The organism is Streptomyces pallidus (ex Mingjun et al. 2026), assembly GCF_051550185.1.
GTDB lineage: Bacteria > Actinomycetota > Actinomycetes > Streptomycetales > Streptomycetaceae > Streptomyces.
Genome location: NZ_CP196182.1, coordinates 507,783 through 522,746 on the forward strand (window position 1 = coordinate 507,783; position 14,964 = coordinate 522,746).

At 71.4% G+C, this 14,964-nt stretch carries 11 protein-coding genes and 2 pseudogenes; 8 read left to right on the forward strand and 5 right to left on the reverse strand.

From position 1 onward, the window contains the following. Positions 1-16 precede the first annotated feature (16 nt). The gene (locus ACSHWO_RS37055) at positions 17-970 is read right to left on the reverse strand and encodes a TetR/AcrR family transcriptional regulator C-terminal domain-containing protein (RefSeq protein WP_438319666.1); all 954 of its coding nucleotides are present in this window, start codon (positions 968-970) and stop codon (positions 17-19) included. 166 nt (positions 971-1,136) lie between these two features. Between ACSHWO_RS37055 and ACSHWO_RS37060 the strand changes: the two genes are divergently transcribed. The 4 genes and pseudogenes from ACSHWO_RS37060 to ACSHWO_RS37075 form a co-directional block, all read left to right on the forward strand. Then, on the forward strand, positions 1,137-2,246 hold the full coding sequence (locus tag ACSHWO_RS37060; protein WP_438319667.1) for an FAD-dependent monooxygenase: 1,110 nt from the start codon (positions 1,137-1,139) through the stop codon (positions 2,244-2,246). A 145-nt stretch (positions 2,247-2,391) separates the two neighbouring features. Then, complete coding sequence (locus ACSHWO_RS37065) at positions 2,392-3,603, forward strand: acyltransferase family protein (RefSeq protein WP_438319668.1); 1,212 nt, start codon at positions 2,392-2,394, stop codon at positions 3,601-3,603. 272 nt (positions 3,604-3,875) lie between these two features. Then, positions 3,876-4,304 (forward strand): annotated as a pseudogene (locus ACSHWO_RS37070) (alpha/beta hydrolase); the annotation flags it as partial. A gap of 447 nt (positions 4,305-4,751) precedes the next feature. Further along, positions 4,752-7,208 (forward strand): annotated as a pseudogene (locus ACSHWO_RS37075) (SpoIIE family protein phosphatase); the annotation flags it as partial. A gap of 284 nt (positions 7,209-7,492) precedes the next feature. Here ACSHWO_RS37075 and ACSHWO_RS37080 read toward each other — a convergent pair. Then, positions 7,493-8,161, reverse strand: a complete 669-nt coding sequence (locus tag ACSHWO_RS37080; protein WP_438319669.1) for a DUF4232 domain-containing protein — start codon at positions 8,159-8,161, stop codon at positions 7,493-7,495. A gap of 168 nt (positions 8,162-8,329) precedes the next feature. Next, a complete protein-coding gene (locus tag ACSHWO_RS37085; protein ID WP_438319670.1) occupies positions 8,330-8,938 on the reverse strand; it encodes a hypothetical protein in 609 nt (202 codons plus the stop codon). Positions 8,939-9,623: 685 nt separating this feature from the next. Here ACSHWO_RS37085 and ACSHWO_RS37090 point away from each other — a divergent pair. The 3 genes from ACSHWO_RS37090 to ACSHWO_RS37100 are packed head-to-tail and all read left to right on the forward strand — an operon-like array spanning position 9,624 to position 10,508. Further along, positions 9,624-9,863, forward strand: a complete 240-nt coding sequence (locus ACSHWO_RS37090) for a hypothetical protein (protein WP_438319671.1) — start codon at positions 9,624-9,626, stop codon at positions 9,861-9,863. After that, positions 9,842-10,318 (forward strand): hypothetical protein, encoded by a 477-nt coding sequence (locus ACSHWO_RS37095; RefSeq protein ID WP_438319672.1) that lies wholly within the window; start codon positions 9,842-9,844, stop codon positions 10,316-10,318. Before ACSHWO_RS37090 ends, ACSHWO_RS37095 begins: the two co-directional genes overlap by 22 nt. 55 nt (positions 10,319-10,373) lie before the next feature. Further along, a complete protein-coding gene (locus tag ACSHWO_RS37100) occupies positions 10,374-10,508 on the forward strand; it encodes a hypothetical protein (RefSeq protein WP_438319673.1) in 135 nt (44 codons plus the stop codon). A 61-nt stretch (positions 10,509-10,569) separates the two neighbouring features. On the opposite strand, the gene ACSHWO_RS37105 is transcribed toward ACSHWO_RS37100, so the two are convergent. Continuing rightward, positions 10,570-11,358, reverse strand: a complete 789-nt coding sequence (locus ACSHWO_RS37105) for an SDR family NAD(P)-dependent oxidoreductase (protein WP_438319674.1) — start codon at positions 11,356-11,358, stop codon at positions 10,570-10,572. A gap of 361 nt (positions 11,359-11,719) precedes the next feature. Between ACSHWO_RS37105 and ACSHWO_RS37110 the strand changes: the two genes are divergently transcribed. After that, positions 11,720-13,771: a transglycosylase domain-containing protein gene (locus ACSHWO_RS37110; protein ID WP_438319837.1), complete on the forward strand. Its 2,052-nt coding sequence runs from the start codon at positions 11,720-11,722 to the stop codon at positions 13,769-13,771. Positions 13,772-13,836: 65 nt separating this feature from the next. Here the strand turns inward: ACSHWO_RS37110 and ACSHWO_RS37115 are convergent, their stop codons facing one another. Next, entirely contained in the window at positions 13,837-14,850 is a 1,014-nt protein-coding gene (locus ACSHWO_RS37115; RefSeq protein WP_438319675.1) for a polysaccharide deacetylase family protein, read from the reverse strand. Between the last annotated feature and the right edge of the window lie 114 nt (positions 14,851-14,964).

Below are 14,964 nucleotides of genomic sequence, written 5' to 3' on the forward strand. Positions count from 1 at the left end.
TGGGGCCGTCCGGCGTCTAGCGGGCGGTCGGCTGCGCTTCGACGATGGGGGTCAGGCCGTCGAGGAGCGCCTTCAGGCCGAAGGCGAAGAGCGCGTCGAGGTTCAGGTCGTAGCCGTCCTCGAAGGCGCCGACCACCCTGCTGAAGTTTGGGAAGCGGCCGGATTCCGTCAACTCCCGGAGGACCGGGGCGCGGCTGTCCATCCACTGCTCCTCCGACTGGCCCGTGGCGGCTTCGGCGTGCGCCTCCCTCTCCAGGTGCGCAGCAAGGCCCTGGACATGGCTGTAGAGCAGGACGTGGATGTCGAACAAGGCGGTCGGGGCGAGGCCACGGCCGTCGAGGGCGCCCAGGCCCCATTCGCCGTGGACCATCAGATTGGGAACGAGCAACGGGCGCGTGAGGGAGCCGACCTGGGCCAGCCAAGGGTGCTTTCGGTACAGGCTCCACAGGGTCCGGGCACCCAGCTCGATGCGGGCGCGCCAGTCCTCGGGCGCGTCCGCGGGGTAGGACCCCTCGCCGAACGCGGCGTCGGCCATGTGCAGGACGAGGTCGTCCTTGCTCGCCACGTACCGGTAGGTCGACATCACCGGGACGCCGAGCCGGGCCGCGACGCCGCGCATGGAGAGCGCCGAGAGCCCTTCGGCATCGGCGATCCCGATGGCGGTACGGACGATCCGGTCGCGGCTCAGCTCCTGCTCGGGACCGGGACGGGGAACGGAAGCCTGCCGGCCGGCGCCGGCGCCGGCCACGACCGTGCCGACTCGGGGCCGGGACTCCACGAGCCCCTCCAGGCGCAGGGTCGTCAGGGCCTTGGTGGCGGTGGCGAGCGCGACGCCCCACTCCCGCGCGATCTGCCGGGTCGAGGGAACCCGCTCCCCGGGGGTTAGTTCACCGTCCGCGATGCGCCGACGGATCGCGGCGACGATCCGCAGGTAGGGCGGATCGCCAGCTGTGTGCGTGGTCTTCGTCACGTCCCGCCGTCCCCCGGTCCTGTACTAGTGCAGAGGGTACTAGCGGCGCCGTCGTCCGGAAGGGCTTCTGCTCTAGTACGGCGTTGGCTCGGGTCATTTGATGGGGCTGCGGGTGCGGCGTACGTTCAGGACGCGTACACCGTACAGAGCACTGGAGGAGCCTCTCATGAAGACCGTGCTCGTGTCCGGCGGCGGAATCGCGGGATCCGTCCTCGCCTACTGGCTGCGCCACCACGGCTTCGCGCCCACGGTCGTCGAACGCGCCCCGGGCCGACGACCCGGCGGGCAGGCCGTGGACATCCGCGGTGTCGCGCTCGAAGTCGTCCAGCAGATGGGCCTGCTGGAGGAGGCACAGCGCATGCGGACCCGGATGCGCGGCATGTCGATCCTGGACCCCGACGGCCACGAGGTCGAGCGTTCCACCGAGGCGACCTTCAGCAGCGGCCGGCTCGACGGCGAGGACATCGAAGTCCTGCGCGAGGACCTGGTGGAGATGGTGTACGAGCACACGCGCGCAGGCGTCGAGCACCTCTTCGGCGACAGCATCACCGCACTCGACGAGGGCGGGACCGGTGTGCGCGTCGACTTCGCGCACGGGCCGTCCCGCACCTTCGACCTCGTGGTGGGGGCCGACGGCCTCCACTCCACCGTACGACGCCTGGCCTTCGGTCCCGAGGAGCGTTTCGCCCACCACCTGGGCAGCTACCTCTCGGTGTTCAGCGCGGACAACTTCCTCGCCCTGGAGGACTGGCAGCTGTGGCTGCGGGACGGTGACGCGGGCTTCGGCATCATGCCCGTACGCGACAACACCGAACTGCGGATCGCCTTCGGCTTCGGATCCGCCCCTCTCCCGGACGGCCTCCGCGACCGCGACGCCCTCCGGCAGCTCGTCGTGGACAAGCTCGCGTCGCTGCGGTGGGAAGGGGCCCGCCTGGCCGAGGCCGCCCGGAAGGCCCCCGACTTCTCCTGCGACGCCATGGCCCAGATCCGCATGGACCACTGGTCGCGGGGACGGGTGACGCTGCTCGCAGACGCCGGCTACTGCCCGTCCCCGCTCTCGGGGCAGGGCACCAGTCTGGCCCTCGTCGGCGCCCACGTGCTGGCCGACTGCCTGGCCCGGGCAGCCGGCGACCACCACGTCGCCTATGCCCGCTACGAGCGTCGGATGCGCCCGTTCGTGACCCTCAACCAGGCCCTGGCCACCGAGAACCCCGGGGAACCGGCCTCGGAGGAATCCGTCGCGCACGCCAAGAACGCACTCTCCCTGCACGGCTGATCCCATGGCCGACGGAGCGCAGCGGGAGGCCGGCACCGTCACCGGGGAACCCGGTACGGCGTTGGACCCCGGCCCCCTCTTCCTCCTCGAGCCGCCAGGGCTGTGGCCAGGGCATTGCGGTGCGTGAGCTGTACAGTGCCACGCTATGAGTGCGTGGAGACCCCGATCCCGATCCCCCGAACCGTCCGCGCGGAGCCACTGCCCCCCTCGCAGCGCCGAGACGGGCAGCGGCGTTCGCCTGGCAGCCCTGGACGGCGTCCGGATCGTCGCCGCACTCTCCGTCCTCTGCTACCACTACCTCGCCCTGGAGAGCGCCTGGGGGCAGCCGGCCGCCACCGTCTTCCCCGTGGCGAGCAAGTGCGCCGCGTACGGCTGGCTCGGCGTCGAGCTGTTCTTCACCGTCAGCGGGTTCGTGATCTGCATGAGCGCCTGGGGCCGCACGGTCGGAGAGTTCGCCGTCTCCCGCATCTCCCGCCTCTGCCCCGCCTACTGGGTGGCCGTGGCCTTCACGGCCACGGTGCTGTTCGCCTGGCCGGAGGTGCGCGGCGTCAAGGCGTTCAGCGACGTCGTGGTCAACCTGTCGATGCTCCAGGGCGGCATGAAGGTGCCGAACATCGACGACGCGTACTGGACCCTCTTCGTCGAGCTGAAGTTCTACGTGCTGTTCGCGCTCGTCATCCTGCGCGGCGTGACCTACCGCAACTGCGTCGTCTTCTGCGGCGTCTGGACCCTCGCCGGCATCGTGGCGCCGACGGCCGACAACGGCCTGCTGTCCTTCTTCGCGATACCGTCGTTCTCGCCGTACTTCATCGCCGGCATAGCCTTCTACCTGATGCGCCGGTTCCGGCCCAACCCCGTCCTGTGGACCATCGCCGGGCTCCAGTTCCTCCTCGCGCAGAGCTACGTCCAGAGCCGCACGATCAGCAACCTGGGGCGCACCGCCGCCTTCGAGCTGCCCGCCTGGCCGGCGCACACGATCATCACGTGTGGGTTCCTCGTCATGGCCGGCATCGCCCTCGGCGCCTTCGACCGCGTCCAGTGGCGGTGGCTGCCGCACGTCGGAGCGGTGACCTACCCGCTCTACCTGATCCACATGATGGCCGGGCTGACGCTCATCCACCACTTCCGTCACGCCCTCGCACCCGTACCGCTCGTGCTGGGCGTGACCGGGGTCATGACCCTGCTCGCCTGGCTCATCCACCGCCTGGTCGAACGCCCCCTGGGCCGACTGCTGCGCACCGGCCTGCGCCGCGGCGTGGAGGACATCCGCAGGGGCACCCCGCGCCGGGCGGCGCTCCCCGCGATCCCGGCGCAGCCGCCCGCCCCCGAAACGGAACGCATCCCCGCAGCCCGCTGACCGCCCCGCGCTACCGGCTCGTCGACGCCCCAACCGCTTCCTCGGACTGCCGCATCCGGTGCGGCCGGGCCGCCGAACCGGAAGCCCCGGACCACGGCGAACAGTACGCCGAGCAGGGCCGCGACGAAGCCGGCCCGGTGCAGGCCGCCGTCGGGTGCGGCCAGTCCGATCAGCACCAGCAGGCCGAGGCCGCTCACGGCCAGCCCCGCGAACCCGTGGACCACGCAGACGCGGACCGAGCGGGGGACCCCGTCTTTGGGGCGGGGGCGGCGGTCCCGATGGAGGCACTGCTCGGCCGCCTGCCCGGAGCGGAGGACGCCGTCGCGGGCGGTGCCCCGTGGTGGTTCGGCTTCCACGCCGTCCCCGACCTCGCCGAGACCGTCCTGGCCGGCAACGAGGCCCCGTACGTCGACTGGTTCCTCGACTCGGGGACGCTCGGGCGAGGAGTACCCGACGATATCCGTGCGGCCTTCGAGGACGCCGTCGCGACGGCTCGGCTGACCATGCCCACCATGGCCGTCGGCTCTCACCCCGTCGGCACCGGGCTAGAACGCCAACTCCGCCCCATCGCCGATGACCTGGACGGACACCATCTCCAGGACTGCGGCCACATCATCCCCCTGGACCGCCCCGACGCGTTGTTCGCGCTCCTCGCTCCCTCACGGTCGGCGGTTCGGGCGTTCGTCCCGTACACCGCCTGAGCGGACGTACGGGAGGCGCTCCACGACGCGCCTCCGGTCCCGTGTTTCACCTGCACCGACCACGGACGCCGAGCGGGTGGTGATCCGTCCGCCGCTGCCGGTTCCGGCGTGGCTGGAGAGCCGGGGCGGGCGTCCTGGGGCTACGGTCACTGCGCGAGGCCCCGTACGCCGCGGTGGCTGCCGCACGCCGACGAACGGGGGCAGCGGACGAGGGCTGAAGTGCGCCCGCAGGCCCCGGAAGTGTCCCCGAAGCGCCCCCGAAGCGCCCGCGAAGTGCCGCCGGAGGGCGAATGCGCAGGCGAGAGCCCGTTCGCCCGGACCGTACCCGCCCCGTCCCCCTCCGGTCCCCGCGACGTGGGGCGGCTCCGGTTCCGGCCCCGCGTGCCGAGTCGCCCGAACGGTCCCGGGCGGGACAGCATGGAGTGAGGGCGGCCGGCGGGACGTCCTCGCGAGGAGGAGGCGACACAGACAGTGACCAGTCATCGCTTTGCGTTCTGCGGGGCTGAGCTTGCCGCCGTCTACGTGGTCGCCGAGCAGGACAGGGAACTGCACCTGGCCGAGCTGACCGGAAACTACCGCGTCCTCTACGGGCTGCCCGCGGTCCTCGCCGTGGCCGGCCACTCGCCCGCCGCCAACGCCTTCCGCTCGGGCCGCCCGCTGTGGCTGAACCCCAAGGAACTCGCGATGTTCATCGAGGAGGACCCCCACTTCGTCCCCACCCGGAACCGGGAGGGCGAGCCCCAGTCGCCGGCCAGGATCTCCCTGGGCGCGCTGCCCCTGGGGCACGGCGACCAGGAGCTCGGGTGCCTGGTCGTGGCCGGTGCGGTCGGGGACGGCTTCAGCCCTGACGACCGCAGCCTCCTGGAGCTGTACGCCGACCAGGTGGCGGCCGGCCTGGAGGCGGTCGCCGCACGCCATACCGGCCGCAAAGCCCCTCAGGCGCACGTGGGCCAGTCGCTGGTGCCCCACCACGGCGGCGCGTTCATCCTCGAACTGGGCACCGGCCGCATGGAGGCCCACGCGCACGTGCTGGAGCTGCTCGGTCTGCCCGCCGACCAGTTCGACGGGCGGGTGGAGACCCTGCTCGCCTGCGCCGTCCCCGATGACATGCCCGCGCTGATGGCGATCGTGGAGCCGGACCGGCTGGCCGCCTCCGGACAGCAGCTCGCGTTCCGCATCCGCCGCCCCAACGGCGAGCTGCGCTGGCTGGGGCTGCGCTGCCGCGTGGAGGTGGACGCCGACGGCAAACCGCAGCGCGTCCTGGGCGTGGTGGCCGATGCCACCTACCTGCGTCCCAGCGCCGACGAGGTCTCCCTCGTGCAGCGGCTGTCGGCCACGTTGGCGGGAGCGGCCACCATCCGAGAGGTCAGCCGACTCGTGGTCGCCGCCCTCCGTGAGCCGCTCGGCGCATCCCGGGTCGCGGTCGGTGAAATGGAACCCGAGCGTCTCATCGTCACCGCCCTCGACCCGCCGGAACCCGACGCCTGGCCCGAGGTCTGGCGCTCGCAATGGCGGTCCGAGTGGCCCGACGTGTCGCTCGGCGACCTCTCCACCCTGCAGGGCGCGGTGCGCGCGGGGCACATGAGCCTGTGGCCGCCGGGTGCGGACCTGGAGCCCGGACTGCAGGGTGTCGGGCCCGGTGGTCTTGCGGTGCTGCCCCTGCCCGCCGAAGGCCGGATGGTCGGGGTGTGCCTGGTGGGGTGGGACGCGGAGCACCGGTTCGGACCGGAGGAGCGGTCGCTGCTGACCGTGATCGCGGGGCTGGCGGGCCAGGCGCTGGTACGCGCCCACGCACTGGACGCGGGCCACGAACTCGCCACCATGCTCCAGCGCAGTCTGCTGCCCCGCACGCTCCCGGACCTGCCGGGCGGGGTCGCCGTCGCCCGCTACCTGCCCGCGACGGCGGGACTGGAGGTCGGCGGCGACTGGTACGACGTCATCCCGCTCCGTGACGGCCACGTGGCGTTCGTCATCGGCGACGTCCAGGGGCACAGCGCGGCAGCCGCCACGATCATGGGCCAGATGCGTACGGCCGTCAGGGCCTACGCGGTGGAGGGCCACCCGCCGGACGTGGTGGTCGCGCGGGCCAACCGTCTGCTCGTCGGCATGGAGACCGACCTCTTCGCCACCTGCGCGTACGTGGACCTCGACATGGAGGAGGGCATCGCCAGGGTCGTACGGGCCGGCCACCTGCCACCGCTGGTGCGCCATCCCGACGGCGTCGCCGAGGAGATGGCGGTCGAGGGCGGGCCACCGCTGGGCGTGCTCGCGGACGCCGAGTTCCCCATGACCGAGACGGGGCTGGCCCCCGGAACCCTGCTCGTCCTCCTGACGGACGGTCTCGTCGAGTCCGCCAGGCTGCCCCTGGAGGAGGGCATGCGGAGGGTGTGCGACGTGCTCGCCGGCGCCGACCCGGTGGGTGCGGGAGCCGTGGCCGACGAACTGGTCGTCGGTATGGGGCGGCGCGACGACGACGTGGCGCTGCTCCTGCTGCGCTACGACGGCACCGCGGGTCGGCCGAAGCGGAGCCACTGGACGGTGTGGCGACTGCCCAAGGCGGTCATGCACGCGCGCCGCTTCACCACGCGCACCCTGCGGTCCTGGGGCGTGGTGGAGGAACTCGACGCGGTACTTCTGGTCGTGTCCGAGCTCGTCACCAACGCCATCGCGCACACCCAGGGCGAGGTGGGGATGGACCTGACCCTGTCGGCGGACCGGCTGCGGGTCGCCGTGAACGACGCGTCGCCGCGCAGCCCCGTCAAACCGGTGTCGGTGAGCTGGGAGTCGACCGGCGGCCGCGGGCTGCTCATCGTCGAGGCGACGGCGATGGCCTGGGGCTCGGTACCGCTGAGCGGCGGCAAGCAGGTGTGGGCCGAGATCCCCCTGCACCCCGCGGAAACCTGACGCCCGGGCCCGGCTTGGCGAAGCCGAACGCCACTCCCTTGGGCAGAGCTTGAAGGCAGTTGCGCAGTTCGGTCCCTTCGGTACCTGGTCGGAGCGCAAGAACCACACTGACCTGCGCATCTCGCAAGGGACGAGACAGGTCGAGCCGGCACCGGCTCGACACTCAGTCCCTGTTGCGCCGCCCGGTACCGGAAGCGATGCCGTCGGGCGTCGGCTGCCAGCGCAGCCCCCGGTCGTCCTGCTGCCACGAGACCCGGCCTGCCTGCACGCCGCGTAGGGGCCGTTCACTTGACGGGGACGGCGTCCTTCGGGGAGGTGTGCCAGTTGGTGACGATCGGGCGGTCGACCGTGATGGTGCCGACCGGCAGGGAGACCGGGTTGGGGTCGTTGTTGCCGATGGCGACGATGATGCTGTCCAGTTCCTTGCCGCCGTTCTCCTTGGTGGTCTTCGGGTTCACCCCGGCGTAGGCGGCGGTGCTCCCGCTCAGCTTGATCTGCTGGCCGGCGGACTGCTCCGCGGGGCCCGCAGCGGTGCCGTCGGAACCGAACGCCACGGTCGGCAGCGCGGCGGGCAGATAGCAGGTGATCCCGGGCTTCGCCTTCGCGGTGATGAGGATGTATCCGCCGGCCTGGCTCTCGGACTTGGTGCTCCAGGCGATGTCGTTGGCGCCGCAGGTCTGCCCGACCGCCTTGCCGTTGCCGTTGCCGGAGCCGGCCCCTTCCGCCGTTCCCTTGCCCGGTGCGGCGGAGCCCTTGCCGTTGCCGCCCTGGCCGGCGTCCGCCGTCGACGAGCCGGCCGGGCTGCCCGTCTTGCCGGCCGGAGCGGCGGAGGAAGAGCCGGGCGCGGCGCCGGTGTCCGTGGCGCCGTCCGAGTTCTGGCACGCCGTCATCAGCATGGCGCCGCCGATGAGGGCTGCGGAGACGAGAAAAGCCTTGCGGCGGTTGCCGGACATGGAAGGGCCCCTTGGTGGTCGGTGGACGAGGCCGAAGCGGTTTCGGCTCTCGGCGCTTACTCGATCACTATGAGGGGGACGTGGGCCGAGGGGCTCCCGACGTCTTCGTCCCAGGACACCCCTGTCGCAGACCGGTGACATGATCACGAAACGGCCCGAGGTACCCCGTCAGGGTGTGTTCAGCCCGAAGGTCTGGTTGTTGGTGTTGCTGGCGTGCGGACTGTTGATGTTGTTGTTGGTGTTGATGTTGTTGAACACGGTGAAGATGCCGTTGAGGTTGATCGGCAGGAGAGATCCGCCGCTGTTGCAGTCGCCACCGGTGATCGTCGTTGGGTCGCTGTCCGAGGCGGGGTCACCGTTCGTGGCCGTGGCCGTGACGGTGTTGACCACGGAGCACGGCGTGTCGTTGGCGATGTTGACGGTCACGTCGAGTGTGAGAGTGATGGCCGCGAAGCTGAAGTCGCCACACAGGACCGTTCTACCGCTGTTGGTGACCTGGCAGCGGGACGCGAGGTTGCCTGCGAGGTTCGCGACGGTGAGACCGGGCGGAAGGTTGTCCGTGACCTGCACCGCGCTGGCGCCGCCCTCCCCGATGGCGTTCAGCGTGATGTGGTAGAGGCCTTGCCCTCCTCGCGCGAAGTTCCCTCCGTGGCTCTTGTCGATGCTCAGGACCTGTTGGGCATGAGCGGGCGAGGCGAGGGCGAACGGCACTGTGATGCCGAGCCCCAGTACGGTTGCGAGGACGGACATGCGCCGCTTCAACCCGTGCGTGGTCATCGCCGGTCACTCCTGTTTTCCCGAGGGGTCCTTGCCGTCAGGCGCCTGGCGAACGCAGGTGCCGATCGTGGGGAATGTACAGACCGGAAACACCTGGTCGATCAGCACATGGTGGAAACATGCCGACTTCACCCGATCGCCCCGTTCCCGGGCGGTCGTCCAGCGCCGGACCCAACCCTCCAATCAGCTCGCTGGCCTTCGGTCACCACACCGGGCGGAAGGAGCAGCGTCGCCGGCCCTCGGGGCGGGACTGCCGTGCGGTCGTCGCTGCGGTAAAGCCACCGCGGGTGCGGGGTCGTCCCGTGTTCCAGCGCATGCTCCCGGCCGAGATCGGTCCGGGCCTCAGCGAGCGCGAACTCGACGCGATCGAGGCACGGTTCTGCTTCAGTTTTTCGGCGGACCACAGGGTCTTCCTCGCCGCCGGGCTCCCGCACGGGTCACGATGCTGGCCCGACTGGCGCAACGGCGACCCCGAGGACCTGGCCGGGCGGCTCTCCCAACCGGTCGAGGGTGTGCTCTTCGACGTCGAGCACCAGGGCTTCCGGCACCCTCCTGGAGTCCGAGGCCCGGACGGAGAACCGACGCGCTGCGGATCGCACGGTCCGAGCTGGCGACCGTACCGCAGCTGGTCCCCGTATACGGCCACCGTTACCTGCCCGGCACCGCAGGCGAATACGGCCACCCCGTGCTGTCCGTCCATCAGACCGACGTCATCATCTACGGGCACGACCTCGCTGGCTACGTACGGCACGAGTTCACGGGCAGCGCCAGCAGCCTCCCGGCCCGCGCGACCGTCGACTTCTGGTCGTACTGCGTCCACGGTGGTCCCGGCACCGACGTCACCCCTCCCACCCCGCACAGCCCCTACGCCGTCAGCAGCCAGAGGCCGTCGAGTACCTGCGGATGCTCGCGCTGGAGCGCCTGATCGGCCGACAGCACCACCCGCACCAACTGATCGAGGCAGGGCTCACCGCACTGGTCCTCGACGTCGAGACGGAGTCGCTTCCGCTGCTCGCGGGCCTGCCACGCAGCGGGCAGGAGAGCGCCCATGCGCTCTTCGACCAGGTACTGGCCGAACTCGGCCTACCCGGGACCCTTCCCGTAGACGACACCGATCTCCCCTGGGAGGCAGCGCGCTGGGAGCTCGTACGCTGGTGGCTCCGGCTGATCGTGAACGGGAGTCCGGCCCCCGGGACCGGCGCTGACGTGATCACGTACGAGGGCTGGGGCGCACTGGCCCGGCCACCGTCGCTTCGGCCCCTGGTCGACAAGGTCGCTGCGTACAACGACTCGGTGGAGACCCGGCGCGGGACGCACGAGCAGGCGATCACCAGGGAGGCCGAACGACTGCTCGCCGGTCCCTGGCCTCCGCCGGACTGACCGGTGGCGGTGAGGCCGGCGGCGGCCGGGGGTGCCGCCGCCGGGCAGGACGGCCGTGCCGCCGCAGCCCAGCGCGATCGAGCCGTTCGGCACGGGTACGGACGGCGTGCTGAACCACACCTACAACCCCGACGCCGGCTCCTGGCAGGGCTGGACCACGCTCGGCACCTGGAAGTTCAGGACCATCTGATCGAAGCGGCAAGCAACGCGCACCGCCCCCGTGGCCGCATCGGCCGCGGGGCGGTACGGGATCAGAGCGTCGTGATCAGGCCCCCGTCGATGGTGTGGTCGGACCCCGTGGTGTTGCCCGCCCGGTCGGAGGCCAGCAGCACGACGAGGTCGGCTACCTCCTCGGCGCGCGTGAAGCGCCCGGTGACGAGCCGGGCGGCGGTCCTCGCGACGACGTCGTCCGGGGTGTTCCCCGACCCGGTCGCGAGCGTGGCGGCCACGCCCCGGTCCCCGAGCCAGAGGTCCGTCTCGACCGGGCCGGGGCTGACGGTGTTGACCCGTACACCGCGCGGCCCGAACTCCTTGGACAGCGCCTTCGAGAAGTTGGTGAGCGCCGCCTTCGCCGCGCAGTAGTCGATCACCCCGGGGTCGGGCAGGAAGGCGTTGACCGAGCTGACGTTGACGATGGACGCCGTCCCGCGTTCGACGAGGTGCGGCAGGGCGGCCCGAGCGGTACGGACGGCCGTGAGGAAGTTGATGGTCAGGCCCCAGCTCCAGTCCTCGTCGGTGACCGACAGGAAGCCGCCCAGCCGCGGGCTGACGGCGCCGACGTTGTTGACGAGGACGTCGAGCCCGCCGAACGCCTCGACCGCTTCCCGTACCGTGCGCGCCGGTCCGTCCGGGGTGGTCAGGTCGACCGCGACGGGCCGGACCCGCCCGCCGGCCGCCAGGTCGGCCAGCGGGCCGTCCACCGTACGCGCGGCGGCGACCACCCGGGCGCCCTCGTCGGCCAGCGCCCGGGTGATCGCCAGGCCGATGCCCTTGCTCGCTCCGGTGACCACCGCCACCTTGTCCGTGAGATGCAGGTCCACGCGGTGCTCCTCGTCGCGATGCGGACCGGGACCCGGCCGCCTCGGCCCACGAGCACCGAGTGTGCGGGAACACGGCCCCCCGACCGAACTGACAGGGCCACGACGTCAGGCAGGTGGCCCAGCGGCCCAGCGGCCCAGCGGCCCGACGGTCCAGCGGCCCGTCGGCCCGGGACGCCGGGCCGACGGCTCCGACCCCTGGCCCGGCCATCACCGAGAAGCAAACGCTCACGTGAGGCCCGTGCCGCACATGAAGATTTCATGAGAGGCCCAACCCGGTACGCGAACTGATCATCTTCTTCGCCGAGTCCGTCACCGCCCCCCTCCGAGGTGACGGCTCGTGAGCGAGGAGGTTCGCATCCCCATGAGGCTGCCCCGCAAACGCCGCGCGGATCGCACCGGTTGCCCGGACGACATCGGAAGCCAGGAGCAGGCGGAAGGTTCGAAGCGCACCCGGCGCCGTGCCGGCCGAGCCAAGAGCCACAGGAGAGCCTCCCGCAAGGCCCGTCGCCGCCTCGTCGACTTCCCCAGGCGCGGCCGGCGGGGCTGGCGGCGCTGGACGCCCTCCTGGAAACTGACCTCCGGCTTGTTCCTGCTCTGCGCCGGCGCACTCACCGGCCTCTTCGTCGCCGTCTACACGCAGGTCGAGATCCCGGACCCCCACGACTCCGCGCGCCGGCAGGCCACCGTCTACTACTGGGCGGACGGCAGCCGGATGGTGAGCGTCGGCGACGTGAACCGGCAGGACGTGAAGCTCTCCGAGGTACCCGAGTTCGTCCAGCACGCCGTCATCGCGGCGGAGAACGCGGATTTCTACCGGGACGCGGGCGTTTCCGTGACGGGCATCGGCCGCGCCGCCGTCAACATCGTCAAGGGCGAGGAGACCCAGGGCGGCTCGACGATCACCCAGCAGTACGTGAAGAACACCTATCTGAGCCAGGACCAGACCGTCCAGCGGAAGATCAAGGAACTCTTCCTCTCCCTGAAGGTCAGCAACCAGCGGCCCAAGGCGGAGATACTGGAGGGGTACCTCAACACCTCCTGGTTCGGCCGCGACGCGTACGGCATCCAGGCGGCCTCGTACGCGTACTACGGCATCCCGGCCAAGGACCTGAACCCCAGTCAGGGCGCCCTGCTGGCCGCCGTCCTCAAGGGCGCGGAGAGCTTCGACCCGTCCCTCAGCCCCGAGAACCACGAACGCGCCGAGGACCGCTGGAGCTGGATCCTGGACCGCCAGGTCGACACCGGTTCGATGAGCGCCGAGGAACGTGCGAAGTACACGGAATTCCCCGAGCCGAAGCTTCCCGTCAAACCGACCAGCCAGGCCGGGCAGATCGGCTACCTCGTCGACATCGCCAACAAGTACCTCAAGAGCCGCGGCATCACGGGCAAGGATCTCGCCGGCGGCGGCTACACCGTTCACACCACCTTCGAGAAGGACAAGGTGCTCGCGCTGACCAAGGCCGTCGAGCAGGTACGTGCGGAACGACTGGACCCGACGAAGCGCCCGGACGACGAACACGTGCAGGTCGGCGCCGCCTCGATACGCCCCAAGGACGGGGCGATCGTCGCGGTCCACGGCGGAACCGACGCGATCGAACACTTCACCAACAACGCGGACACCTCGGGCGTCCCCGCTGCCTCGGCGTTCAAACCCTTCGTGTACGCCGCCGCCCTGGAGAAGGACCTCGAAGGCAGCGGACGCTCCGCCGAGGGCACTGACCGGGGCCCCCTGAAACCCGCGCCGATATCGGCGCCCATGGCATCGATGAACCTCCACTCGGCCCTGGTGGCCTCCGACCACACGCCGTTCGTGGAGATCGGCAAGAAGGTCGGGCTGACGAAGGTCCGAGAGGTCGCGGTCGCGTCGGGACTGCGCGAGGACAGCATGGCCAAGCTGGAACCGACCTTCTCCATCGGTACCTCCACCCCCAGCGCCGTCCGGCTGGCCAGCGCCTATACGACCTTCGTCAACCAGGGCCGGGCCACGGAACCCTACTCGGTGTCCAAGGTCGAGCGGAACGGCGTCGCGGTGGACGGCCTGGGCCGACCCAAACCGCGGCGGGCGATGAGCTCCGAGGCGGCGTCGATCGTCGGCGCGGCGCTCCGCCAGGTCAGCGGGAGTGCCGTCGGACCGCTGAAGGACCAGCCGACGGCCCCGTCCTGGGCGGGCAAGACCGGTCCGAACGACCGCATGAACTCGGCCTGGTTCATCGGCGCGACCCCGGACCTGAGCACTTCGGTCGCGATGTTCCGCACGAAGCCCGACGTCCCGCAACTGCTGCCCATGCAGGGTGTGGGCGGCCCGGATTCCGAGCGGGGCAGTGCCCTCCCGCCGCTGATCTGGAAGGCGTACAACGAGGCGGTGGCCCCCGCGAAGCCGTACCCGGCGGACGGTCCCCGGAACCGCCCGTGACGCTCGTCCGGTCCGGCCGGCCAGTGAGCTCGGCGGGGGGTCGCCGCTGGCGATGCCGACACGGGTCAGTACGGCCGGGCCCGCTTCGTGAAGGCCGGCGACAGCTCGTGCTGCAAGGCGCTCGGGAAGGCGACGGTGTTCGGGTCCCCGTCCGAGACGTACCGGCTCTTCTCGGTGGCGAGTTTGTCCAGCCAGCGCGACGAACCGAACTCGGCGTCCTCGTCATCGGGCCCCGCCGAGCGGATGCGGGGGATCGCGCCGGGGGTGAAGGCCTTCGCGAACGGCGAGACCGACGGGTTGGCGCCCACGAGGTACACCCCGTCGTACCGGTAGCCCGCTCCGTGCGTGGCGAGCCCGGCCGGCTCGGGCATGGCGCCGAAGGGCAGGGCGAGCGAAGTGACCCGCGTCCCGGGCGCGGCCTTCTCGATCGCCTCCTGGCCGGCCGAGATCGCCCTCGCGGCGTCCGCCTCGTCCAGGGAGCGCAGGTTCTCGTGGCCGCCGGTGTGGTTGGCGACCTCGTGCCCGTGCTGCTTCAGCCAGGTCAGGGCCTTGGCGGAGCCCGTGGCCGAGAAGGCGTCCGCGTTGACGAAGAAGGTCGCCACCGGCTTGAAGGCGGGGTGCTTCTTCGCGGTCTCCGCCAGAATGGCGATGGCGGTGTCCTTCGCCGGGCCGCCGTCCGGGCCGAGGCGCACCTGGCTGTTGGTCGAGTCGTCGAACGTCAGGACCACCGGGTGCGTGCCTGCCGGGATGTCGATGCGGCCCGTCTGGAAGTCCCGTGCCGTCACGGGCACGTAGTCCTCCCGGGCGAGGCGCTCCAACTCGGCCCGGAAGTCGGCCGGGGTGCGGTCGTAGACGCTGGCCGGCTTCTCGGTGAGCTGGTGGTACATCAGCACCGGCACCTGGCCGAGTTCGTTGGCGCCGACGTCGGCCGGGCCCTTCGCGGTGACGGGGCCGGCCGCCGCCGATGACGCGGCCGCGCGGCCTCTCCCCGCGGCCGGTGACGGCCCCGTGGAACAGCCGGTGACGAGCAGGGCGGCGGCGCCGGCCAGGGCGCCGAGCGGGACGAGCGGGTGGCGCATCAGAAGCCCCTCCAAGGCGATGTGTCGCGCCATGACTACCTGCGGCGGGCGCCCGCATATCGCACTGTCCCCTGCATGGCGTAGCCGCCGCGCCGGAACCGGTCGAGTCCGTTC